Genomic DNA, 22,904 nt, shown 5'->3' with positions numbered 1-22,904 from the left:
TGATCGTCACAACTACTGGCTTGATCACTTCGCAATCTGCCGCGCTAGTCGCTTTGATATAATACGTGCCGGAAGCAGCTACTGCACTTGGGTTGCCCAAGCTCTGAGTTGCTGCCGCATCTGTCCAATACGTGAAGGTCGCGCCAGCTACTGCTGAGGCTGCACCTGTAATGTCAACTGTTCCTGGAGCACATACTGCCGCTGGATCCGTTACCGTAAAGTCTGGCAGTGGGCTGATCGTCACAACTACTGGCTTGATCACTTCGCAATCTGCCGCGCTAGTCGCTTTGATATAATACGTGCCGGAAGCAGCTACTGCACTTGGGTTGCCCAAGCTTTGGGTTGCTGCCGCATCTGTCCAATACGTGAAGGTCGCGCCAGCTACCGCTGAGGCTGCACCTGTAATGTCAACTGTTCCTGGAGCACATACTGCCGCTGGATCCGTTACCGTAAAGTCTGGCAGTGGGTTCATCGTCACAACTACTGGCTTGATCACTTCGCAATCTGCCGCGCTAGTCGCTTTGATATAATACGTGCCGGAAGCAGCTACTGCACTTGGGTTGCCCAAGCTCTGAGTTGCTGCCGCATCTGTCCAATACGTGAAGGTCGCGCCAGCTACCGCTGAGGCTGCACCTGTAATGTCAACTGTTCCTGGAGCACATACTGCCGCTGGATCCGTTACCGTAAAGTCTGGCAGTGGGCTGATCGTCACAACTACTGGCTTGATCACTTCGCAATCTGCCGCGCTAGTCGCTTTGATATAATACGTGCCGGAAGCAGCTACTGCACTTGGGTTGCCCAAGCTCTGAGTTGCTGCCGCATCTGTCCAATACGTGAAGGTCGCGCCAGCTACCGCTGAGGCTGCACCTGTAATGTCAACTGTTCCTGGAGCACATACTGCCGCTGGATCCGTTACCGTAAAGTCTGGCAGTGGGCTGATCGTCACAACTACTGGCTTGATCACTTCGCAATCTGCCGCGCTAGTCGCTTTGATATAATACGTGCCGGAAGCAGCTACTGCACTTGGGTTGCCCAAGCTCTGAGTTGCTGCCGCATCTGTCCAATACGTGAAGGTCGCGCCAGCTACCGCTGAGGCTGCACCTGTAATGTCAACTGTTCCGTGGAGCACATACTGCCGCTGGATCCGTTACCGTAAAGTCTGGCAGTGGGCTGATCGTCACAACTACTGGCTTGATCACTTCGCAACCTGCCGCGCTAGCCGCTTTGATATAATACGTGCCGGAAGCAGCTACTGCACTTGGGTTGCCCAAGCTCTGAGTTGCTGCCGCATCTGTCCAATACGTGAAGGTCGCGCCAGCTACCGCTGAGGCTGCACCTGTAATGTCAACTGTTCCTGGAGCACATACTGCCGCTGGATCCGTTACCGTAAAGTCTGGCAGTGGGCTGATCGTCACAACTACTGGCTTGATCACTTCGCAATTTGCCGCGCTAGTCGCTTTGATATAATACGTGCCGGAAGCAGCTACTGCACTTGGGTTGCCCAAGCTCTGAGTTGCTGCCGCATCTGTCCAATACGTGAAGGTCGCGCCAGCTACCGCTGAGGCTGCACCTGTAATGTCAACTGTTCCTGGAGCACATACTGCCGCTGGATCCGTTACCGTAAAGTCTGGCAGTGGGCTGATCGTCACAACTACTGGCTTGATCACTTCGCAATCTGCCGCGCTAGTCGCTTTGATATAATACGTGCCGGAAGCAGCTACTGCACTTGGGTTGCCCAAGCTCTGAGTTGCTGCCGCATCTGTCCAATACGTGAAGGTCGCGCCAGCTACCGCTGAGGCTGCACCTGTAATGTCAACTGTTCCTGGAGCACATACTGCCGCTGGATCCGTTACCGTAAAGTCTGGCAGTGGGCTGATCGTCACAACTACTGGCTTGATCACTTCGCAACCTGCCGCGCTAGTCGCTTTGATATAATACGTGCCGGAAGCAGCTACTGCACTTGGGTTGCCCAAGCTCTGAGTTGCTGCCGCATCTGTCCAATACGTGAAGGTCGCGCCAGCTACCGCTGAGGCTGCACCTGTAATGTCAACTGTTCCTGGAGCACATACTGCCGCTGGATCCGTTACCGTAAAGTCTGGCAGTGGGCTGATCGTCACAACTACTGGCTTGATCACTTCGCAACCTGCCGCGCTAGCCGCTTTGATATAATACGTGCCGGAAGCAGCTACTGCACTTGGGTTGCCCAAGCTCTGAGTTGCTGCCGCATCTGTCCAATACGTGAAGGTCGCGCCAGCTACCGCTGAGGCTGCACCTGTAATGTCAACTGTTCCTGGAGCACATACTGCCGCTGGATCCGTTACCGTAAAGTCTGGCAGTGGGCTGATCGTCACAACTACTGGCTTGATCACTTCGCAATCTGCCGCGCTAGTCGCTTTGATATAATACGTGCCGGAAGCAGCTACTGCACTTGGGTTGCCCAAGCTCTGAGTTGCTGCCGCATCTGTCCAATACGTGAAGGTCGCGCCAGCTACCGCTGAGGCTGCACCTGTAATGTCAACTGTTCCTGGAGCACATACTGCCGCTGGATCCGTTACCGTAAAGTCTGGCAGTGGGCTGATCGTCACAACTACTGGCTTGATCACTTCGCAATCTGCCGCGCTAGTCGCTTTGATATAATACGTGCCGGAAGCAGCTACTGCACTTGGGTTGCCCAAGCTCTGAGTTGCTGCCGCATCTGTCCAATACGTGAAGGTCGCGCCAGCTACCGCTGAGGCTGCACCTGTAATGTCAACTGTTCCTGGAAGCACATACTGCCGCTGGATCCGTTACCGTAAAGTCTGGCAGTGGGCTGATCGTCACAACTACTGGCTTGATCACTTCGCAACCTGCCGCGCTAGTCGCTTTGATATAATACGTGCCGGAAGCAGCTACTGCACTTGGGTTGCCCAAGCTCTGAGTTGCTGCCGCATCTGTCCAATACGTGAAGGTCGCGCCAGCTACCGCTGAGGCTGCACCTGTAATGTCAACTGTTCCTGGAGCACATACTGCCGCTGGATCCGTTACCGTAAAGTCTGGCAGTGGGCTGATCGTCACAACTACTGGCTTGATCACTTCGCAATCTGCCGCGCTAGTCGCTTTGATATAATACGTGCCGGAAGCAGCTACTGCACTTGGGTTGCCCAAGCTCTGAGTTGCTGCCGCATCTGTCCAATACGTGAAGGTCGCGCCAGCTACCGCTGAGGCTGCACCTGTAATGTCAACTGTTCCTGGAGCACATACTGCCGCTGGATCCGTTACCGTAAAGTCTGGCAGTGGGCTGATCGTCACAACTACTGGCTTGATCACTTCGCAATCTGCCGCGCTAGTCGCTTTGATATAATACGTGCCGGAAGCAGCTACTGCACTTGGGTTGCCCAAGCTCTGAGTTGCTGCCGCATCTGTCCAATACGTGAAGGTCGCGCCAGCTACCGCTGAGGCTGCACCTGTAATGTCAACTGTTCCTGGAGCACATACTGCCGCTGGATCCGTTACCGTAAAGTCTGGCAGTGGGTTGATCGTCACAACTACTGGCTCGATCACCTCACAACCTTCTTCAGTTACACCCTTGATATAATAAGTCCCTGATACTCCAATAGTCTGAGCCTGTACTAAGGTGAGCTCAGTAAGACCATCTATTCCATAAAAAGTGAATGTTAATCCAGGAGTTGTATTTTGTGCATCTATGGCACTAGTAAGGTCCACTGTGCCCGGAGCACATATTGGGTCTAAAGTAAACAAAGACAATTCTGGAGTAGCATTTAATTTTACTACAGTTTCTCCAGTCCCAATTGATTCGTAATCAGCTACTGCTCCACCATAAACTTGACCCCTGATAACAATATTGCCCTGAATACTTTTAACGACAGTTGTTCCCTTAATTTCTCCTCCATTCATAGTCAAGTCTGCATTTGGAGCGAGAACCATCCCACGAAAATTTGTATTAATTGATAGAGATGTTGAATTAGGGAAATTCCAAATTATTTTTCCAGAACTAGTATTGAAATCCCCATTAAAGTTTACACTATTATAAGTATTTGGAGTTGCAGCAGTAACATTGATTATAACTAAGTCTGCTGTACCAATTGCTAAGGATAGGTTTGTATTAGGTAAATTAGCCATAGAATAAACTGAAACCTTAGTTCCTTCTATTTCTAATGGATTTGGAGATGTCATGTTTCCATTGACGATTGTACCCGTGGTTGGTAGCCCTGCCAAATAGTTCTGCGCAGAGGTTGCATTACCAAAAAGGTCTGATATCAAAACATCTATTCCAGAAACAGACTGGAAACTTCCGCCATTATAGTTTACACTACCAGAAGCGTGACTTCCTTGTAATAAGAAATTACCACTACTATTAATTTGGAAGGTCCCATTCACGTTACCTCCTACCATAAGACCAGCCTGATTCGAAGGGTTAATACCATTCTCTGAAAAATTAGCAGAATTTGTAATTGTAGCATTACCTCCAACTAAAGTCGCATAACTAACAGCCAAAGAAGAACTATTTAAAGTTTGTTTTACTACAAGATTCCACTCTGTAAAATCCTCCAAAGAAGCCAGCCCATTTAGCATATATGGAAGAGAGCTTTCATTAACTGGCTTACCTCCTGGAGAAGTTGCTGAAACTGTCGCTTGATTGACAACCTCGCCTGCAGTAAGATTTGTTGCAGTTACAGCATACTCAGCAGTATAAACCCAAATTTCTCCTATATCCAATTTCGAATTGAAATTTATATCACCTGATTCAAAATCAATAGAAACAGGAACATTCGGAGCCATAAAAAGTGGATCAGAAATCGTAACATTTGACAAAGCAACATTCCCCTGATTTACAACAGTAAATGTATACTTGATTATATCGCCTAATTCAGGACAACCGTCCTCATCCAGCAGCTCTCCAGCTTTGGAAATTGCTATTGCTGGCTCTTCACAGTCTTTAACCGTCACAGTTATCTTGACGCGAGTTCCTATACATTGTGGTGATGGTCCTTCAGCAACCCAGTAATCAAATGTATTGACTGCTGAAGTATTAGGAATTAGGGTCGTAGTTGCTGTTCCACCAATCTCCTGAGTATAGAAAAACACATCATATTCATCAACATCGCCAAAATTGCTTGGCTTGACGATCGTATTAAGATCTACAGCAGTTTCACCAACGCAGAATGTAAGATTATCAACATCTGGCTGTCCTGGATTTGTCGTTACTATACTTGCAACGATTTTAAAAGGGAAAGTACAGCTAGAGGAATTAAGAGGAATACCGTAAAAGTCTCCCCCCTCTTTGGGAAATGGATTATTATCATTGTACTCTGTTGCAGTTTGTGGATCTTCTCCATCATAAAACAAAGTTGCCCGTTGGAAATGAGCCCCTAATCCAATCTACAGGTATTCCTGCATCTGGCACATTACAAAATTCAAAGTCTAGAAATATATCTTCACCCTGACAGTTTGCTTGTACCCATTCAGCTGCTCCAGTAATAGGAATAACTAATGGATCTCTTATTGGGTCTCCTTCGCAGGTATCATCCTCTGAATAACCCTGTATAAAACTAACACCTTGAAAATCCCTAAGTGAGGTAACCCCTTTTCCACTTATAGCTCCATTTACTGAAATATAAGCTTCACAATTTGCTTGAGCCAATACAAAACAATCTTCTGTGGCTTTAATGGTATAAGTAAGCGTAGCCAAAATATCTTCCGGGTCACTAGGAAGTGGAATATTTCCGATTTTCCAAACGATAGAACCTGTCGATCCTCGAGTCGGATCAAAAACTGGAGCAATTGAATTTGAACCACTATAATTAATTTGAACCGAACTTGAAACATAAGAGGCAGTATACGGCATAGGAATCACTATTTCCCCATTTGTAACTGCTTCTGTCCCTTTATTTCTAATATCTAATGTGTATACTAATTGCTGACCAGGTTCCACTGTTGGACTAATTCCAGGAGAAACACCATCAATTGTTTGAACTTGATTGAGCCCCTCAATATCTGGCACATAGGCATCTACCGCAAATGCAAAAAAGTATAATGCATAAATATCCAGTGAAGTGCCATATTTGAACCTTGTGGAAGTTTGATTATTTCCAATAATAGCGTTATTACTATTATTAATCTCCCACATAGCAATATCGATCCCGGTATTATTAATCAAATTTGGACTTCTAGGATTGGGTACAAGTTGATTTGACGAATTAAGAACAGGAGTATATATTGAAGAATTTAAAAAGTTTCCTGTGGTTGTCTCCGGATGGGCCAATCTTTGCCAATTATTAGTATTTACACCCCTTTCGATCTCAAGAAAATCATTGTAAGCGATATCACCTTCAGCGGCCATTATGCCAAGCTTAACATTTACATTTCCTGTTTGTACGGCCTGAAAACCAGAAATAGGTATAATACCTGACTGAGGAGTCCCGTTATTATTTGGAGTCCTAATATGGGAATATCCATCGAACAAAGTAATATCTCTCCATGGCATGTTAGAATTCCCATACACAACAACGATCGCCCACTGTCCAAACAGACCAGATGTTGCATCTGTTCCTTCACGTAAGGCCAAATCGGCAACCGTATAGGCCCCAGCTCCTCTACTTTTTACAAATTGAGTAACATCCATATAACCCACATAAATGTCATCATATTGATTTTGTGGATATAGAATATTAGAATTTGATGCATTTAAAGTAGTATATCCAGAATCCCCTGGACCTTTAATCTTAACACGTCTTTTATCAAATGTTTTTTGGCCAACTGAGAAAGTTACAGGATCATTGATTCTGGATTTCCCAGTCCAATACAATCCGGCATAAACAACTTCAGAACAAGCAGGATCTACACCAGGCTGAGATGAAAATACTAAAGTAGATGAAGATGAGTTAGAGGTAGAAGGATCACCGTCTACATCTACATACTTCATTGCATTATTTGTATTAGCCCTGGTGTTGTTATAACTCACCAAAGTCATACTAGTATTCCCAATGATAGTGAAGTCACCTTTAAGATTAAACACTCCATTCGGAGGAGCTGGAGTTCCAACCCGCTTGTTGAATGTCTTTACATTTGAATTTTGAGCTACCGCAAAAGGTGAGTTACTCAGAAACACAAAGACCAATATTGCTAGAAAAGCAATATTGGAAAAACGAAAAATTTTATATAGGTTTTCCATAGTTATCTGGAGTTTTGCTTTCATCCTGGACGGGAAATTTGATAAAGAATAAGAACTTTTGAATTGACCTGGAGCTCAGTTACCATTGTTTCAAGTCTTGAGGGATCAAAGGAATCAGGGATTACAAAAAGTATAAACTTTAATGCTTCAGCCTGCAAAAGGTTTGCACTCACTTTTGCCACACTTGAATCCTCCACATTAAGTCGTATAAATTCTATGCTTGGGAATTTTTGAAGAGCTGCCTGAAGTTGACCCTGCTCTGAAACATAGAGTGAAAGAGTTTGTGGATTAGTATTGTTAGGCTCTGAAATTTGCCCATCAATAATCTCCACAATTCCATTACCGCCATAAAGCAGATCACTGAAATAATCGGAAGAGCTAAAATTATTTGCTCTCATATAGACATCAAGTTCTTGTATTTCTTGAGCCTCCACTTCCCCAGCAGCCATAGCAAATGCAGAAAAAAATAAGAGCAAAAGGAACTGAAAACGAGCAGATCGAAACTTATAGTCCAGCTTTCTCATAGTTTATAAAATTTTATTGTCTTTGTAATTAATGATTGAAAATTCATTTCCTTGTGCGGAAAACTCATTCCCAGACATCATTATGTCGTAAAAATACACTTTTATGTTTTTCATATGCAAACTTTGTATGATAAATATTTATTTATAATACGTTTTTTTTTATGTGAAAATATTTTTTAAGGTGTTGAAAAGAGAGGTTAACTCGGTTTAACCCGTATTATCATCGAAAAATTGAAAGAATAAACCTTACTAATAAAGTATGTTTGATTACCCTCTTCCCGGAAAAATATTTGTACATTAAATTCATAGATAGCCCAGAACCATCAAGAATTGTCAAAATGCTAAAACACAAAAGCAAAGACCCCTCAACCATAAACCTTGACATTCTTTTGCAGAGCCAGAAACTGACTTCCTTAGCTTGGAGGACTTCAACAGCAATGGAGAGAATAGCTCACTTAAAAAAAATAGGATCTTGGATAAAAGATAATCAACAAGCAATTCGTGAAGCGCTAAAGAACGATTTTGGTAAGCCTGAAGCTGAAACAGACCTCAGTGAAATATTCCCCGTCACTGCAGAAATCAACCATAGCATCAAAAATCTTAAGAAATGGATGAAGCCAAATTCGGTTCCAACTCCTCTTCCCATGCTTGGGACATCCAGCAAAATTTACTTGGAACCGAAAGGTACTTCGCTGATAATTTCCCCATGGAACTACCCATTTAATCTGACGATAGGCCCTCTAATTTCTGCTTTATCCGCAGGTTGCACGGCTATTATCAAACCATCAGAGATGACTCCTCATACTTCTGATCTGGTCTCTTCAATGATTTCAGAACTCTTTTACCCAAGTGAAGTGGCTGTAGTTTTAGGAGAGGTGGAGATTTCTACTGAATTACTAAAACTTCCTTTTGATCACATATTCTTCACAGGAAGTCCTTCAGTAGGAAAAATTGTAATGAAGGCCGCAGCTGCGAATTTGACTTCAGTTACTTTAGAATTAGGAGGAAAATCACCTGTCATCCTGAATGAGGATGCGGATTTAACAGATGCAGCTGAAAAGATTATTTGGGGAAAATACGTCAATTGTGGACAAACTTGCATAGCACCAGACTATATTCTGGTGCATGAATCTCAGCAGGAGAAACTTATCATGGAAATGAAAGTGGCACTACAAAAGATGTATGACCCGGATTTTAAAGGGATAGAAAAGTCACCTGATATGGCTAGGATTATTAATGACAAGCATTTTAAAAGGCTTACACAAACTATTGAAGATGCTTTATCGGAAGGCGCAGCGTTAGCTTTCGGAGGAAAGTATAACCCCCTTACTCGCTATATTGATCCTACTATTCTGACAAATGTCAATAATGATATGCAGGTAATGCAAGAGGAGATCTTCGGACCTATTTTACCTATCCTGAGCTATAGTTCTTTAGAAAACGCAATAGCATACGTCAATTCCAAACCTAAACCATTAGCCCTTTATTATTTTGGCAAAAACTCAGAACATACCTCAAAGGTCCTAAGGGAAACAAGCTCCGGAAATACCGTAATCAATGACTGCGTTTTACATTTCCTTCATTTGGAGTTACCATTTGGAGGAGTAAATAATAGTGGTATCGGAAAAGCGCATGGTTACCATGGGTTTCTGGCATTTAGCAATGAAAAGGGTGTACTCAAGCAGCGAGTCGGGATTAATAATGTGACACTGCTAAGGCCACCCTACGGAATCAAAGCGAAACAAATTATTGCTTCACTTATTAAATGGTTCTAAAAATGACACCTAGGATTTTTAGACTTTTTGAACAATTAACTTTAGGGGTTTTCCTGATTTTAGCCCTAGGCAGCTGTTCCTCGGAGCGGGATGAAAATCCAACTGAAGAACTTGCAGCACTGGATTTGTCCGACCAATCCTACGGACCTAACTCAATCCAGCTTTTGGATGTTTATCTACCAGCAGGCCGTTCTATTGAAAAGACCCCACTGCTTATTTATATCCATGGAGGCGCATGGATCGAAGGGAGTAAAGACGAGTTCAAGCAATTTAAAAATTCCCTTTCCTCCGCCTTTCCCGAATACGCTTTCGTTTCTATCAATTATAGCCTTTATAATCTTGCTAACGGAACAAATAAATTTCCCACCCAAGAAAATGACGTAATAGAAGCTATCAGTTATGTAGTAAGCAAAACAGATGAATGGAATATATCTGACACGATTATATTGGCTGGAGCAAGTGCAGGAGGACATTTGGCATTACTGCACGCCTATAAGCATAAGCCATTTGGAAACATAAAAGCTGTGGTAGCGTTTTTTCCTCCCACCGATCTAGCTGAGCTTTATGACTTCAGCTTTCTTACGGTAACTGGTCTAGAAGGATTATTAGGAGGAAATCCCGGGGAAAGACCCGAAGCTTATACAGCTTCCAGTCCGATTACATTTGTTGACAGCCAATCTGTCCCCACCATATTCTTTCATGGCACTGATGATACAGTAGTGCCTATTTCGCAAAGCTTCCTTTTAGAAAAAGCCCTAACTGAGGCTGATGTAGCACATAATTTCATTATAGTGCCCAATCAAGGTCATGGCTTTGCACTCCAAACTTACCCTTCCTTATTTCAGCAGGCTGCTATCTTTATCAACGAACTATAACAAAAAATCCCGCCAGAAGCGGGATTACCATATTGTCAGACTCGCTCGAGTCCCGTAGATTGAGCTCTCGACTTGATCGCCTGTACTACTTTTTCCGAAGGTTGTAGCTGGATTTGATCCATCTGCTCTATTGTGCTCAGCATTTCTACATATTCTTGCATCAGTGAATCATCACTATGCAAGGCTTGCACTAAGAGTTCTTGCTCTACCTCAGACATTTCCTGATAAATATATCTTATCAGATCATTTGGGGTAAATGGTTTTATCATATGCAAAATTTAGTTGTTTCATCTTCTTCCGCAGATGGATCAGCGCGTATCGCATTCTTCCAAGAGCAGTATTAATACTTACACCTGTCTGATCCGCTATTTCCTGGAAACTCATATCCAGATAATGGCGCATAATCAGAACCTGCTTTTGAGTTTCGGGTAGCTCTTCTATCAGACGCTTCACGAGCTCAATATTTTCATCCCTTACCTGTCGGTCTTCTACATTCTCTTCTGCAAATCTCAGCGAATTGAATATATTAGAACCATCCTCCATCAATATGGTTGGATATCTTTTGGCCTTTCTGAAATAATCAATGGCCAGATTGTGAGCTATCCGCATCACCCAAGGCTGAAACTTCCCTTCTTCGTTGTATTTATCTGAATTAAGTGTTTTGACCACTTTGACAAACACATCTTGAAGCAAATCTTCAGCTACCTTTTGATCCTTAACGATCAAAAATATTGTGGTGTACATTTTACCTTTATATCGATCTACTAAGAGATCAAAGGCAGCATCACTACCATTTCGATACTGTGCAATCAATTCACTGTCCTTAGGACCAATTCGCTTACTCATTTTAAGTTGGTTTATTATAAACGTAAAGGTCTAGGCCATAGTATCCAGTAAGGGTGAAAGAAAAAGAAAGGTCTTTAAAAGTAGGATTTCGAAAACAACTCTGCAAAAAAAATTCAAGGATTTTATTTCACAAAGCTCATGAAGAACATAATCCAAATTTTATTTTTCAAATAGTATCAAAGCCAATACATTATTTGAAACATACAAAATCCAGAGTACACATTAACCAATGTTTATGCCAAAAAATGTTAAAATCCACATTTAGATAGAAGTAAATTGAACCTATACGAACAGGACATTTCAAGTGCTTTGTGTAACTTCGCGGAGATAGAAATTTAAAAAAATACAATGGAATTGAGCGGAAAAATTATCCAAAAACTACCCGAAGTAGGTGGAACATCAAAAAGTGGAAACTCTTGGAAAAAGCAAGAATATATACTAGAAACCCCAGGGCAATACGCCAAAAAGGTTTGCGTGTCAGTTTGGGGAGATAAAATCGATCAGTTCGCTATTTCAGAAGGCGATAATGTTACCATGAGTATAGATGTAGAAAGCAGAGAATACAATGGTCGATGGTACACTGAAGTGAAGGCTTTCAAAGTAGATAGAAATGGCGGTGGATCAGCCCCTTCACATATGCCGGAAATGGATACTTTCCATTCGGAGGGAGAAGAAGATAAATTACCTTTCTAAAAAACACTTGTCCTATGTGGGATGATGACGATGATGATGAGTCAGGATGGGACGAAGACGATGAATTCGACGCACGCAAGGAACACGAAAACATCTATAAGCACCCATTAATGAAAAAGGCAAAGGACATCTTTGCCTTAACTCGCGCTTTGGTAGGAAGTCTGGATGAGGCTCGAAGGGAACTTTACGGCAATATCATGATGGAGGATGCGATGGTCTTGAGTGCCAAATTCGCTGCGGCAGAAGCTATCCCTGACTATGTACTAAAAATGGAAAAGGCTATGATCATGAAAGTGCATGCTAAAAACCTGAATACCATGACTTATCAATTAGGAATGGAAGAAACCCACGCTGAGGAGCATCTTGATTTACTTCGAGAGGCTATTGAGGAATACCGCATACTTTTCATAGACTGGAAAAATGGCTTTGACTCAAATGAAAAAAATAATGATGGCTGGGGAATCTTTACGGATTAACTACTTCCAAATTGGAAGCCGAAATAAGCGCCTACACCCATCAAAATCAAAGTTATCACTCCCATCAGGACTAAAACATCCAATGGTACTTCCCAAGGTACATCTCCGATTTTAAATCGAATTATCTTTTTCCAATTCATAGCAACAAGCAAAAATGCGGCTCTTCAGCCGCATTTTTTATTTCTTTAAAATCTCCTTCCAGCCCTTCGCTTCTAGCTGAGCGGCAGATTCCTCTACTTTTTCCTTCAATGATTTTTTATAAGAATCCAAACTTTCTCCAACCTTAGAATCGAATGACCCTACAATAGAAGCCGCAAGAATTCCAGCATTTTTCCCACCATTTAAGGCAACCGTCGCTACCGGAATGCCGCCTGGCATTTGCAAAATCGACAAAATGCTATCCCAGCCGTCGATGGAATTGGAGCTTTTGATGGGAACGCCAATTACAGGAAGACTGGTCATCGAAGCTACCATTCCAGGCAAATGAGCCGCTCCACCAGCACCTGCAACGATCACTTTGATACCGCGCTCACGGGCCGATTGTGCATAATCAATCATCCGCTGCGGTGTACGATGTGCAGACACAACTGTCAACTCATAGTTTACTCCCAATTCCTCTAGCATTTGTGCAGCTTCTGCCATAATCGGGAGATCGGATTGGCTGCCCATGATAATTCCTACCTGTGGATTCATGATATAGATTTGATTTTAATTAACTCTTTTATTCGCTGCGCTTTTTCTTTTAAGTCTGCAACGGTATCTGATACAATGGTCACATGCCCCATTTTTCTAAAAGGCTTTGTGATTTTCTTGCCATACAGATGAATGTATACTCCCTGCTCTGCAAGTGCTTCCTCCTGCCCTTCTACCAAAACTGGCCCTGTAAATCCATCTTCTCCGAGCAAATTAATCATGGCAGCCGGACATCTCAAGTCAGGATTTCCTAGCGGCCAATTCATCACGGAGCGCAAATGCTGCTCAAATTGCGAGGTGTAATTGGCCTCTATGGTATGGTGACCACTGTTATGAGGTCGAGGCGCAACTTCATTAACCAGTACTTCACCTTCTTTGGTCACAAACATTTCCACAGCCAAAATCCCTACCATTCCCAATTTCAGAATTACATCTTTGGCGATCTGTTCAGCCTTTTCTGCTACTTCTTTGCTGATCTCAGCTGGAGCAAAAAGAAACTCAACCAAATTGGCAGTTGGGTGAAACGCACATTCTACTGCAGGATAAGCGATTAAATCACCAGCTTCATTTCTTGCCACAGTCACTGCAATCTCCTTATCGAAATCAATTAGTTTTTCTAATAAACCCGGAGCATCAAATGCTTTATCCAAATCGGCTTCAGATCTCAAGACCTGAACACCACGTCCATCATAGCCCTCTTTACCCAATTTATTTACAGCGGGAAGAAAATCTGCATTGTGGATAACTTCAGCTTTGTCCGCCGTCAGGATAAAATCCGCTGTTGGAATTCCGTTTAGTTGATAAAACTGCTTTTGCTTTCGCTTATCTTTTATCAAGCTCAGTATATCAGGCTGTGGATAAACCTTTTTCCCTTCACGCTGCAATTTCTCAAGTGCCTCTGTATTAACACTTTCAATCTCAACCGTAATAACATCACAGCCGTGACCAAATGCATAAACAGTATCAAAATCCTTTAAAGAACCCACTGTAAATCGTTGTGAAAGATCCTTGCATGGCGCATTTGGATCTGGATCCAAAATGTGGATATCCTGATTATAGTTGATTGCCGACTGTATAAGCATTCGGCCCAATTGACCTCCTCCGAGGACTCCCAAAATGGGTGATTGCGATGGTATTGCCATAATTTATTTGTAATCAAAAATAATATAATCTCAAGAAACAGAACTCACTTTTCCTGCTGAAAGCGAATTCCCATTAACTCCATGAGTTTATGTGCATTGAAACTCGGGCATGCTCCCCGTTTTATTTTGTAGTCAAAATCTATGTTTTGGTCATGAATCTCAGAATGAAAACTGTAATTCCACACAGTACTCATTCTTTCTTCCAATTCTGCTAACTCAATATCGTGCGTACTGATGATTCCAAACGCATTGGTATCATTCACTTGCCTAATCAAGGCTTCTGAACCAGCAATTCTATCTTCGGTATTGGTTCCTTTCAAGATTTCATCCAAAAGAAAGAAGATTTGTTCTCCTTTTTCGATTCTATCGATCAATTTCTTAATCCTACTGAGTTCCGCATAAAATGAGCTGACACTTTCTCCCAAATTATCCGAATTCCTCATACTGGTATAAAGTTGAAATGTACTAAATCCAAATTCCTCAGCGAAAGGTCTCAAGCCTAGATTCACCAACACACAATTAATCCCGAGCGTTCGCATAAAAGTGGTCTTTCCACTCATATTTGCACCCGTGAGCAAAACGACTCGTTGATTTCCGTCGATTTCGAAATTATTGGGCACTGCAGTTCCCGGCAAAAGTAGAGGATGAGAAACTGACTTGGCTTTGATTCCTTTCTCAATAGAAATAAGTTTCCCCTTTCCACCAACTTCATTTTCAAATGCTCCTAAGGAAATCAAAACTTCCCATTCTACTAGCTGGGCTGGAAAGTGAGCGACTAGATGACCATATTTTTTCTTCCAAGAAACTAGTCTAACGTATAAAAACAAGTCTGTCCAAAAAATGAGGTTAATCGGGATATAAAGAATATTTATCCGGTTTTGGATCCACAATCCTAAGCTGTCCAACTGATCAAAAAGTGTAGAAGCTTTGACCTCTTTGGTGAGGAATGGTGCCTGTTTCTCCTTGAGAAGAGTTGATTGCATTGGCTCCTTTTCAAGTACTGCCAGCCAATAGCGATATGTTTTCAATTGATGGCGACTCGGAATCGACTCAGCCGCCTTCTTCAATGGTTTAAATACCATTCCCAAAAACACCATTCCAAGCAAAATCCATACACCGAAAAACGCTCCAGGAACTATTCCTATATATATTAAAACAGAAAGAGTTATACCTCCGATTGGACCGAGGAAAGCTCCAATAGTAACTAATAATGTACTCTTGTCACTTTCTTCCAACCATTTGGTCCAGCCAGAATTTGATTTCTCCTCATTATAAAAAGCAATCCCAATGCTTTCCATCGCTTGAAGAAATTCGGATTTTGTGGATAACTCACTAGAAGCTTCCCGAAAAGCCCCAGCTTTCACACTATCAAATTCAGATTTTATTTTGGCAGCAAGGGTTTCCTTACCTTTTTTAGAAACAGTATGATTCAGGAGTTGGAATAAAGAGTGATCTCCAAATAGATCCAAATCATTCGCGAAAGGATGAGCTTTTTCTTGAAATTCAGTTCCGGCATCAAGATCTTTTAGATTTCTACCAACCCGCTTTTCTCTAGACATATTCATTTTCTCAAGTGCTAGATAAATAGCCTCCTGATCTTTCTGAAAATTATACTTTCTAATCAGAGAAATGAAAATCACCACTGAGACTCCAAAAAACAAGAACCAAAACGGACTTTCCGCTACTGCTAAAACAAATAATCCACCCATGCCAAAAAAGACGACCAAACGCATTAGCGAGTAGGTTCCAACCTTACTTTTAACCGTTTTTAGCTTCTCAGACAGATTAGAATTTTCAAAATCAAATCCTTTCATGCCCAAAGATAGGAATTGAATCACGCTAACTATTCAAATTGGCGCAATCCTTGACACCTATTCAAATTTTTAGCAAGTCATGGACGTTAATCATTAACTGCATCAGAATTATGGAAAATAACAAACCTAAAAAAATTACAGATAAAGAAACAGAAGCTGAGGACTGGGACATTTCTAAGGGGATGGGAATTCTGCCTGATGATGTCGCTTTTACGCAGAACATCGGCTGTGTAGGCGGAAAGTCCAAAAAGCCCATCAATTCAATAAAAAAACCAACTAAATAATTATCAAAATCTATCGTAAAAGAATATGAAAAAGACACTTAACCCCACAATTTTATTTCTGATGATCTTCGGCATCATGCTCGTATCCAGCTGTGATATGAATGATGAACCTCCAGTGCCTAATCTTGCAGTAGTCAATGAAGACATGGAAGTAAACATGGCATTTGAGGATTTGGATAACCTCACACTCTCAGTTTTGAGTACCAGCGGACTCAGCGCTAGAACCTCGGTAACTATCCCTGCTTCAAATATATGTGATGGAGCAATAATCACCTTGGATGAAAGCACCAAGACAATTAAAGTTGATTTTGGTGACGGCTGTACCAGCGTAAATGGCGTTATTAGAAAAGGGATCGTCAATTTAGCCTACACTGGCAACCTCTTGATAACAGGGGCAAAAATCACCACTACGTTTGAAGACTATGAAGTCAACGGTCATAAGATTGAAGGCACAAGAACACTTACAAATAAAGGTGTGAGCATTGAGAATGGCACAATCACTTTGGAAGTGAAAATTCAAAATGGAAAAGTTACTTGGTCTGACAATACGTTTGTGACGTTGACGAGTGACCAAGTACGTGTCATCAAACTTGGTACCCAGGGAGAATACGAAGCTTCCATTACAGGTACAGCTTCCGGAACAAGCCGCGCAGGACTTAATTATACATCTTCAATTGCTGAACCGCTGATTTACACCAAAAGCTGTATTGATTCGGGCGTGAAAATTCCAAATTCGGGAATCTTGGCATTTCAATACAGTGGAATTGAAGTGACTGTGGACTACGGAGATGGAGCATGTGATAAAATGGCAACGATCTTCTATCCAAGTGGATCAAAGCCAGTGACGCTGGATTAATTCAATTCCATTTATAAAATCTAAACGGCTATCTTTCGATTTAGCCGTTTTTTTTATGGACAAGAAAATAATTGAAGGATTTGAGCATGTCAGATATAAGCGTCCGCAGCTCAGTCCTGAGGAAATGATTTTACGCTCAGAGCAGTTTTATCAGGAAATGGATCAGCGTCGGACAGTTAGAGAATTCGATTCACGTCCAGTTCCAATCGAAATTTTGGAAAAAATCATCCTCACAGCAAGCACAGCTCCCTCAGGTGCGCACAAGCAGCCATGGACATTTTGCCTGATTTCAGATCCTTCTATCAAAAAGAAAATCAGAGATGCAGCAGAAGAAGAAGAAAAAATCAGCTATTCGAGCCGGATGCCGGATCAATGGAAATCTGATTTGAAACCATTGGGAACAAACTGGGAGAAACCGTTTTTGGAGGAAGCACCCTATTTAATTGTAGTGTTCAAGCAGTCGTATGGTATGGAAAATGGTGAAAAAATCCAGCATTACTATGTAAACGAATCCGTGGGAATTGCCTGTGGATTTCTAATTGCTGCAATTCACCAAGCAGGACTCACCGCTGTCACCCACACGCCAAGCCCAATGAATTTTCTGAGTGAGATTCTTAAAAGACCCTTTAATGAAAAACCCTATCTATTGATTCCAGTAGGCTATCCAAAGGCAGAAACATACGTGCCAGCTATCAAAAGAAAGTCTCTTAATGAAATCACAAAAAGGTTTTAAAACAGAAAGGCGATCACATCAATGATCGCCTTTCTGTTTTTAGCCTTCCAACTTAAGAAGCCTCTTCTTCTTTAGCTTTTTCTTTGATTTGATGAACAACTCGCTGAGGGAAAGGAATTTCGATTCCGTGCTTTTCAAACTCTGAATTGATCGCTTCCATTCCGGCAAAGTACATAGGCCACATTTCGGATGATTTTGCCCATACTCTCACCACTATATCTAGTGAGCTATCTCCAAAGTTGTTTAATGCAACAAAAGGAGCCGGTTCTTTCAAAGCTCTTGGGTCATTTTCAAAAATATTCAATATGATTTCCTTTGCCTGCTTGATGTTTGTACCATAGGCTACGCCTACCTTCAATTCTGCTCTTCGAGTTTCTTGTGTACTCATATTGACAATATCGGAATTTGCCAAATTACCATTCGGGATAATCACTTCCTGATTGTCAAACGTCATTAGATGGGTGTAAAGAATCTGAACTCTATTGACTACACCTGTGTGACCTTGAGCAACGATAACATGCCCTACTTTGAATGGCTTAAAAGCTAAAATCAATAATCCTCCTGCAAAATTTGACAAGGAACCTTGAAGTGCAAGACCAATAGCTAAACCTGCTGCACCGAAGACTGCCAAAAAGGAGGTGGCATCTATTCCTAGTGTAACTGCAACAGCGATAATTAGGGCTGCGAAAAGCATAATTTTCGCAAATCCAAATAGGAAATCATTCAATGAAGGCGAATCCTCTCTTTTCTCAAGCGAGTGCTTTATGAATTTGAGTACTTTTTTGATAATAAATCGCCCGATAAAATAGACTAAAATTGCAGCTATAAGTCTAAGAACTACTTCTACAGCTAGACTGATACCTTGCGCATATAATGCATCTGTGGTTTCTTGTGAAATTCCAAAGTCTTCCATGTTACTTACTTTTGGTTGGTTTGATTTGTTACTAAAATATAATATTCACTTGCCAGCGAAAAGCCCAATGCCAGCTTATTTCAAAATTTTTTATTTGTGCAGTGTGCAAAATTCTTTCCCAGTCCTTTCTCGAAAAGCTTCTCAAAACTGATAAACACGCATCATTTTGAACCATCTTTGATTTGCTAAATACCCGAGTCAACCACTTAATGCTATAATAAGCAAGTGGATGCCTGTGCAAATCGTTAATGACTATTCCTAATCGGGATTTTGCTCGAAGAGAGTTCAGCAATGTAACTAACTCGCTGTCTGTAAAATGATGTGTAAAGAGCGTACACGTAGAGATATCTACTTTTTCTTCAGAAAATTCTTCTTGAAAAACATTCTGAACTTCAAAGGTGACTTCTGATAAGTCACGTAGTCTAACCTTCGCTAGGTCAATAATGTTCCTGTTTGCGTCGATTCCGATAAAGGTAACCACTTTTTTCTGGGTTTTTACCCATTCATTCATTACTCTGATCATATCTCCGCCCCCGCAGCCAATGTCTGCCACTGAATAGTTATCTTGTGGATAACTTCTAAAAATCTCTGCGATACCAGAAGTAGTCACATAATTTCCACCTAGCCACCGATTGATGGTTTTTAGCTCGCGCAAAGTTTGATTAAGTTCTTCACCAGAGCAATTGAGGTCGTCCATCAATTCCTTCTCCTCGCTTCGCTGCGCAAATTTGCTAATCACTTTTCCAGCAGTAAAGTTTCCAACGTAAGCCCTGGTCCAAATCCCATAGAAAGTATATCTCCTTGAATTTGATCATCATGCATCATTCGGGCTAAGACAAAAAGTATGGTCACTGACGACATATTTCCAAATTTCTTGAGCACTTCCAATGCATGTGAATTGACAGATTCTTCCAGACCAAATGCTTCCTGAACTTTCTGGAGTATCTGTTTCCCACCTGGATGAATAGCAAAGTTATCCACTGTGGATAACTTGAATTTCTGCTCAAATTTCTCTTTCAATTGGCTAATGCCTTGATCCAGAAGTGTAGGAATATACTTGCTCAGCCGCATCTCAAAACCAAAATCTCCGATCCCCCAAGCCATATCTTCCTCGCCTTCGCGAAGCACCTGACTCAGGTAAGATTTGATTTTTAATCCTTTCTCAGATCGCATTACCAAAGCCGCAGCTGCCCCATCTCCGAATAGTGAATTGGCCAGAATATTATCCTCCACATATTCCTTCTGAAAATGTAAGGTGCATAGCTCCACACAAACCAGCAGCACCTTAGCTTCTGGTTCTGCTTTCACTATTTTGTCTGCCAATTTCAACCCTGTAAATGCTGCATAGCAACCCATGAAATGTACGCAGTATCGCTCCACGGCATCATGGAGATCAAGACTTTTCATCAGGGCTAATTCTACTCCGGGAGCCATCATTCCTGTGCATGAAACCAATATCAAATGAGTGATATCTTGAGCTTTTATTTCAGATTTTGCAAGGCAATTAATCACCGCCTCTTCACAAAGACCTGGAGCCGTCTGACGAAATACTTCCATCCTTGCCTTTGTGCCAGGGAAGGGTTCAAAGTCTTTTGAATTCGGGAAAAAAGTAAAGTCATTTGGGTCTGACTTCTCAAAATCATTCAGCACACTGTAACGACTGGAAATTCCAGACTTTCTATACAAAAAGCCCAATTTTCTTGACTCAACTTCGTCCAGTTGATGCGCCTTCTGCATAAAGCTGGCAATTACCGACTGATCAATAGGGTCGCCTGGATTTGCCAGGCCTATACTTACGATTCCACTCCTCATAAACAGAAGTTTGGGTTTGTGGAGGTTGCCTTCATGTATAAAGATTTAGTCGGTTTCGCTTCTTTCATTAAATAAATCCTAGAAAATTTGATTCATCCAATTTTCAGTTCTTCTGATCAAGTTAATTGAATATATCTAAATTGGCTGAATGCATTGTAACTATCTCCATCTGGAATAGTTATTAGCTCAACCTCATTTACGATATGATCTCTAGTTCTAGCCTTAAGCATCTTCGAATTCCCTTTTCACTCTTTTTGATGCCCATCTTTTTCTTTGCTTTGGCACTCACTCCCAACCATAATGAGTCAAGAATTCTTTGGGTGTTTATTGCTCTTCATCTTTTTCTATATCCGTCTAGTAACGGCTACAATAGTTATTTTGATAAGGACGAAGAAAGTATCGGCGGACTGAAGCATCCACCAAAAGTCACCCAAGACCTTTATTGGCTTTCACTCACCTTTTTCTTGATTGCGATCGGGATAGGTGCAAGTATAAATCTCAGCGTTGCACTTATGATTTTGATTTATGGCTTGGTGAGTATGGCCTATTCTCACCCGGCTATCCGGATCAAAAAGTATCCTTGGCTCAGTTGGTTCATTGCTGGATTTTTCCAAGGATATTTCACGTTTGCCACAGCTTATGCCGGACTTAGCAATTTAAGTTGGGAAGTCCTATACAAACCTCATGTGCTGATCCCGGGTCTGTTAACCAGCTTGATGTTGTGGGGAAACTATCCGCTGACACAGGTTTATCAACATAGCGAAGATGCTCGGAGAGGCGACCGAACATTAAGTTTGGTGTTGGGAATAAAAGGCACTTTTCTTTTTTCAGCCATGGCATTTATGGTGACCGGCACTGGGTTCGCGTGGTTTTTCTTTGACCGTAATCAACTCAACATTCTTTGGATTTATCTAGCTGCGATGACCCCAATTATACTTTACTTTTTGACTTGGTTTAATTTCATCCGAGTGAATCCATCTAAGTATGCTAATTATAACTGGGCTATGGGGATGAATTATTTCTCGGCATTAGCACTCAATGCTTTCTTCATTTATTACTTTCTGGAAAACACGCAGATCATACAAGCTCTGGGCTATTAAAAAGGTTTTCCGTGCGTATTCTTTATGATTTGATCTGAAATAAAAGGCACATGCTGAATTAACATTCTTGTCAAAACTGACGCTTGATTAGATCCGAAAAGGCGCTGAACCTTCCTTCCTAGCCAGAGTCTCCGCTCAAACAGTGATCTCCAAGAATGCTCATATTGAGCTTCAATTTCTTGTCTGGATTTTCCTTTCAAAATTGCATCTGCTGCCAATTTACCTGCATGGATAGCCATTGCCATGCCGTTGCCGCAGAGTGGAGTGATTAATCCAGCTGAATCGCCTGCCATGAGTACATGATTATCCACAGGCTCCTTTCGCTCAAAATTGATTTCATTGATCACTTCCGGTTTATCGAAAAGGAAATCACTGTCTGTAAAAAAGGGCTTGAGCGCTGGGTTTTTCCACAAAACTTCTCGTTCCATTGCCTCAATTGAACCGTATTCCCGCAATTGCCCCCTATCTCCCAGATAGCACAAGTTAACTTTGCCATCTTCTATGGTATTCAGTCCACAATACCCGCCTTTGAAATTATAAAGCGCAACTGTGCTTCTATCGAAATCAGTCTTTATGTGATATTTAACCCCTATATAAGGACTTCTCTTTTCGATGAATGCTCGTTTGAGTGTTTTGTCCAGTTTAGATCGCTTGCCAAAAGCTCCTATTACATTAAAGGCTGTTAGCTGTGTTCCATCGGCCAAGCCGATTCTGAATAAATTCTCGCTCTTATCAAAAATCACAGTATCTACTTGTGCACCAGTTTGTACTGCCCCACCTTTTTCCAAAACTTTATGATAGATATAATCATCTAGCACATAGCGGCTAACTCCAAATCCTCCTAAGTCCAAAGCAGTGGTTACGCTTTTCCCAGCAGTATCAGAAAAAAGAAAAGATGTGATCGTCGGAAACTCACGTTGCTCAGGTAAAAGACTCTCCCTTTCTAAAAAATCACGTACTTCATTAGAGAGGTATTCTCCACATACCCGATGAAAGGGATACTGCTTTTTTTCGACCAAAAGCACATCATGTCCAGCTCTGGCCAATAAATACGATGAAGTCAAACCTGCCAGTCCACCTCCAATTACCACTGTATTGTACTTATTGTTCACAGTTCTGCCTTTAATTTTACATATAAACCGTTCATCAAAAATGAGTACTAGGTACTGATCCTTTCAAGAAATTCACGGTTTAGAA

23 protein-coding genes are annotated in these 22,904 nt (G+C 41.8%); 8 read left to right on the top strand and 15 right to left on the bottom strand.

The genetic code is table 11. The annotated features are described in order from the left end of the window. The 5 genes from AC0L6R_RS03065 to AC0L6R_RS03045 form a co-directional block, all read right to left on the bottom strand. Window positions 1-1,129, bottom strand: a 1,129-nt coding sequence (locus AC0L6R_RS03065) for a hypothetical protein (protein WP_473269874.1), incomplete at its 3' end; no start/stop codon positions are given. Then, window positions 1,110-2,768, bottom strand: a complete 1,659-nt coding sequence (locus tag AC0L6R_RS03060; protein WP_473269873.1) for a hypothetical protein — start codon at window positions 2,766-2,768, stop codon at window positions 1,110-1,112. The genes AC0L6R_RS03065 and AC0L6R_RS03060, both read right to left, overlap by 20 nt. After that, window positions 2,749-5,346 carry a collagen-binding domain-containing protein gene (locus AC0L6R_RS03055; RefSeq protein WP_473269872.1) on the bottom strand — a complete coding sequence of 866 codons (2,598 nt, stop codon included), beginning with the start codon at window positions 5,344-5,346 and terminating at the stop codon, window positions 2,749-2,751. The genes AC0L6R_RS03060 and AC0L6R_RS03055 overlap by 20 nt, the downstream gene beginning before the upstream one ends. Then, window positions 5,336-7,171 carry a hypothetical protein gene (locus AC0L6R_RS03050; protein ID WP_473269871.1) on the bottom strand — a complete coding sequence of 612 codons (1,836 nt, stop codon included), beginning with the start codon at window positions 7,169-7,171 and terminating at the stop codon, window positions 5,336-5,338. Before AC0L6R_RS03050 ends, AC0L6R_RS03055 begins: the two co-directional genes overlap by 11 nt. 20 nt (window positions 7,172-7,191) lie before the next feature. Then, complete coding sequence (locus AC0L6R_RS03045) at window positions 7,192-7,695, bottom strand: hypothetical protein (RefSeq protein ID WP_473269870.1); 504 nt, start codon at window positions 7,693-7,695, stop codon at window positions 7,192-7,194. A gap of 338 nt (window positions 7,696-8,033) precedes the next feature. Between AC0L6R_RS03045 and AC0L6R_RS03040 the strand changes: the two genes are divergently transcribed. Both AC0L6R_RS03040 and AC0L6R_RS03035 read left to right on the top strand, forming a co-directional pair. After that, the gene (locus tag AC0L6R_RS03040) at window positions 8,034-9,470 is read left to right on the top strand and encodes an aldehyde dehydrogenase family protein (protein ID WP_473269869.1); all 1,437 of its coding nucleotides are present in this window, start codon (window positions 8,034-8,036) and stop codon (window positions 9,468-9,470) included. Between the two features lie 2 nt (window positions 9,471-9,472). Then, window positions 9,473-10,345, top strand: a complete 873-nt coding sequence (locus tag AC0L6R_RS03035) for a prolyl oligopeptidase family serine peptidase (protein WP_473269868.1) — start codon at window positions 9,473-9,475, stop codon at window positions 10,343-10,345. 35 nt (window positions 10,346-10,380) lie between these two features. Here the strand turns inward: AC0L6R_RS03035 and AC0L6R_RS03030 are convergent, their stop codons facing one another. Both AC0L6R_RS03030 and AC0L6R_RS03025 read right to left on the bottom strand, forming a co-directional pair. Continuing rightward, on the bottom strand, window positions 10,381-10,614 hold the full coding sequence (locus tag AC0L6R_RS03030; protein WP_473269867.1) for a hypothetical protein: 234 nt from the start codon (window positions 10,612-10,614) through the stop codon (window positions 10,381-10,383). Then, on the bottom strand, window positions 10,589-11,191 hold the full coding sequence (locus tag AC0L6R_RS03025) for an RNA polymerase sigma factor (RefSeq protein ID WP_283413606.1): 603 nt from the start codon (window positions 11,189-11,191) through the stop codon (window positions 10,589-10,591). Before AC0L6R_RS03025 ends, AC0L6R_RS03030 begins: the two co-directional genes overlap by 26 nt. A gap of 348 nt (window positions 11,192-11,539) precedes the next feature. On the opposite strand from AC0L6R_RS03025, the gene AC0L6R_RS03020 reads away from it, so the two are divergent. Together AC0L6R_RS03020 and AC0L6R_RS03015 are read left to right on the top strand one after the other, a co-directional pair. Further along, a complete protein-coding gene (locus AC0L6R_RS03020; protein ID WP_283413605.1) occupies window positions 11,540-11,884 on the top strand; it encodes a DUF3127 domain-containing protein in 345 nt (114 codons plus the stop codon). Window positions 11,885-11,898: 14 nt separating this feature from the next. Continuing rightward, window positions 11,899-12,360 (top strand): hypothetical protein, encoded by a 462-nt coding sequence (locus tag AC0L6R_RS03015; RefSeq protein WP_473269866.1) that lies wholly within the window; start codon window positions 11,899-11,901, stop codon window positions 12,358-12,360. Here AC0L6R_RS03015 and AC0L6R_RS03010 read toward each other — a convergent pair. The 4 genes from AC0L6R_RS03010 to AC0L6R_RS02995 are packed head-to-tail and all read right to left on the bottom strand — an operon-like array spanning window position 12,357 to window position 15,928. Continuing rightward, entirely contained in the window at window positions 12,357-12,500 is a 144-nt protein-coding gene (locus AC0L6R_RS03010; RefSeq protein WP_339869788.1) for a hypothetical protein, read from the bottom strand. The two genes, AC0L6R_RS03015 and AC0L6R_RS03010, sit on opposite strands and share 4 nt — an antisense overlap. A gap of 37 nt (window positions 12,501-12,537) precedes the next feature. Continuing rightward, window positions 12,538-13,053, bottom strand: a complete 516-nt coding sequence (gene purE / locus AC0L6R_RS03005) for a 5-(carboxyamino)imidazole ribonucleotide mutase (RefSeq protein WP_473269865.1) — start codon at window positions 13,051-13,053, stop codon at window positions 12,538-12,540. Beyond that, the gene (locus tag AC0L6R_RS03000) at window positions 13,050-14,195 is read right to left on the bottom strand and encodes a 5-(carboxyamino)imidazole ribonucleotide synthase (RefSeq protein ID WP_473269864.1); all 1,146 of its coding nucleotides are present in this window, start codon (window positions 14,193-14,195) and stop codon (window positions 13,050-13,052) included. The genes purE and AC0L6R_RS03000 overlap by 4 nt, the downstream gene beginning before the upstream one ends. 44 nt (window positions 14,196-14,239) lie before the next feature. Then, window positions 14,240-15,928, bottom strand: coding sequence for a MutS-related protein (locus tag AC0L6R_RS02995; protein WP_473269863.1), 1,689 nt, complete (start codon window positions 15,926-15,928; stop codon window positions 14,240-14,242). Between the two features lie 191 nt (window positions 15,929-16,119). Between AC0L6R_RS02995 and AC0L6R_RS02990 the strand changes: the two genes are divergently transcribed. The 3 genes from AC0L6R_RS02990 to AC0L6R_RS02980 are packed head-to-tail and all read left to right on the top strand — an operon-like array spanning window position 16,120 to window position 17,882. Then, window positions 16,120-16,293, top strand: a complete 174-nt coding sequence (locus tag AC0L6R_RS02990) for a hypothetical protein (RefSeq protein ID WP_473269862.1) — start codon at window positions 16,120-16,122, stop codon at window positions 16,291-16,293. Between the two features lie 25 nt (window positions 16,294-16,318). Then, window positions 16,319-17,149, top strand: a complete 831-nt coding sequence (locus tag AC0L6R_RS02985) for a hypothetical protein (RefSeq protein WP_473269861.1) — start codon at window positions 16,319-16,321, stop codon at window positions 17,147-17,149. Between the two features lie 55 nt (window positions 17,150-17,204). Then, on the top strand, window positions 17,205-17,882 hold the full coding sequence (locus AC0L6R_RS02980) for a nitroreductase family protein (RefSeq protein ID WP_473269860.1): 678 nt from the start codon (window positions 17,205-17,207) through the stop codon (window positions 17,880-17,882). 52 nt (window positions 17,883-17,934) lie between these two features. Here the strand turns inward: AC0L6R_RS02980 and AC0L6R_RS02975 are convergent, their stop codons facing one another. Genes AC0L6R_RS02975 through AC0L6R_RS02965 form a run of 3 tightly spaced genes read right to left on the bottom strand, consistent with a single transcriptional unit; the run spans window position 17,935 to window position 20,607 of the window. After that, window positions 17,935-18,795, bottom strand: a complete 861-nt coding sequence (locus AC0L6R_RS02975; protein ID WP_473269859.1) for a mechanosensitive ion channel family protein — start codon at window positions 18,793-18,795, stop codon at window positions 17,935-17,937. 31 nt (window positions 18,796-18,826) lie between these two features. Continuing rightward, window positions 18,827-19,534, bottom strand: coding sequence for a methyltransferase domain-containing protein (locus tag AC0L6R_RS02970; RefSeq protein WP_473269858.1), 708 nt, complete (start codon window positions 19,532-19,534; stop codon window positions 18,827-18,829). Further along, window positions 19,531-20,607, bottom strand: coding sequence for a type III polyketide synthase (locus AC0L6R_RS02965; protein WP_473269857.1), 1,077 nt, complete (start codon window positions 20,605-20,607; stop codon window positions 19,531-19,533). Before AC0L6R_RS02965 ends, AC0L6R_RS02970 begins: the two co-directional genes overlap by 4 nt. Window positions 20,608-20,810: 203 nt before the next feature. Between AC0L6R_RS02965 and AC0L6R_RS02960 the strand changes: the two genes are divergently transcribed. Next, window positions 20,811-21,707 (top strand): UbiA family prenyltransferase, encoded by an 897-nt coding sequence (locus AC0L6R_RS02960; protein ID WP_473269856.1) that lies wholly within the window; start codon window positions 20,811-20,813, stop codon window positions 21,705-21,707. Here the strand turns inward: AC0L6R_RS02960 and AC0L6R_RS02955 are convergent. Continuing rightward, on the bottom strand, window positions 21,704-22,819 hold the full coding sequence (locus AC0L6R_RS02955; RefSeq protein ID WP_473269855.1) for an NAD(P)/FAD-dependent oxidoreductase: 1,116 nt from the start codon (window positions 22,817-22,819) through the stop codon (window positions 21,704-21,706). The two genes, AC0L6R_RS02960 and AC0L6R_RS02955, sit on opposite strands and share 4 nt — an antisense overlap. Window positions 22,820-22,904 lie beyond the last annotated feature (85 nt).

Source organism: Algoriphagus sp. 10J20-15 (assembly GCF_055809615.1).
Note: the sequence above shows the minus strand (reverse complement) of the source record. Positions and strands in the feature narration are given on the sequence as shown.

What these genes read in the sequence shown, in the direction of transcription:
- AC0L6R_RS03050 (WP_473269871.1), bottom strand. Translation starts at nt 7,171, where the DNA reads ATGGAAAACCTATATAAAATTTTTCGTTTTTCCAATATTGCTTTTCTA.
- AC0L6R_RS03045 (WP_473269870.1), bottom strand. Translation starts at nt 7,695, where the DNA reads ATGAGAAAGCTGGACTATAAGTTTCGATCTGCTCGTTTTCAGTTCCTT.
- AC0L6R_RS03040 (WP_473269869.1), top strand. Translation starts at nt 8,034, where the DNA reads ATGCTAAAACACAAAAGCAAAGACCCCTCAACCATAAACCTTGACATT.
- AC0L6R_RS03035 (WP_473269868.1), top strand. Translation starts at nt 9,473, where the DNA reads ATGACACCTAGGATTTTTAGACTTTTTGAACAATTAACTTTAGGGGTT.
- AC0L6R_RS03030 (WP_473269867.1), bottom strand. Translation starts at nt 10,614, where the DNA reads ATGATAAAACCATTTACCCCAAATGATCTGATAAGATATATTTATCAG.
- AC0L6R_RS03025 (WP_283413606.1), bottom strand. Translation starts at nt 11,191, where the DNA reads ATGAGTAAGCGAATTGGTCCTAAGGACAGTGAATTGATTGCACAGTAT.
- AC0L6R_RS03020 (WP_283413605.1), top strand. Translation starts at nt 11,540, where the DNA reads ATGGAATTGAGCGGAAAAATTATCCAAAAACTACCCGAAGTAGGTGGA.
- AC0L6R_RS03015 (WP_473269866.1), top strand. Translation starts at nt 11,899, where the DNA reads ATGTGGGATGATGACGATGATGATGAGTCAGGATGGGACGAAGACGAT.
- AC0L6R_RS03010 (WP_339869788.1), bottom strand. Translation starts at nt 12,500, where the DNA reads ATGAATTGGAAAAAGATAATTCGATTTAAAATCGGAGATGTACCTTGG.
- purE (WP_473269865.1), bottom strand. Translation starts at nt 13,053, where the DNA reads ATGAATCCACAGGTAGGAATTATCATGGGCAGCCAATCCGATCTCCCG.
- AC0L6R_RS03000 (WP_473269864.1), bottom strand. Translation starts at nt 14,195, where the DNA reads ATGGCAATACCATCGCAATCACCCATTTTGGGAGTCCTCGGAGGAGGT.
- AC0L6R_RS02995 (WP_473269863.1), bottom strand. Translation starts at nt 15,928, where the DNA reads ATGCGTTTGGTCGTCTTTTTTGGCATGGGTGGATTATTTGTTTTAGCA.
- AC0L6R_RS02990 (WP_473269862.1), top strand. Translation starts at nt 16,120, where the DNA reads ATGGAAAATAACAAACCTAAAAAAATTACAGATAAAGAAACAGAAGCT.
- AC0L6R_RS02985 (WP_473269861.1), top strand. Translation starts at nt 16,319, where the DNA reads ATGAAAAAGACACTTAACCCCACAATTTTATTTCTGATGATCTTCGGC.
- AC0L6R_RS02980 (WP_473269860.1), top strand. Translation starts at nt 17,205, where the DNA reads ATGGACAAGAAAATAATTGAAGGATTTGAGCATGTCAGATATAAGCGT.
- AC0L6R_RS02975 (WP_473269859.1), bottom strand. Translation starts at nt 18,795, where the DNA reads ATGGAAGACTTTGGAATTTCACAAGAAACCACAGATGCATTATATGCG.
- AC0L6R_RS02965 (WP_473269857.1), bottom strand. Translation starts at nt 20,607, where the DNA reads ATGAGGAGTGGAATCGTAAGTATAGGCCTGGCAAATCCAGGCGACCCT.
- AC0L6R_RS02960 (WP_473269856.1), top strand. Translation starts at nt 20,811, where the DNA reads ATGATCTCTAGTTCTAGCCTTAAGCATCTTCGAATTCCCTTTTCACTC.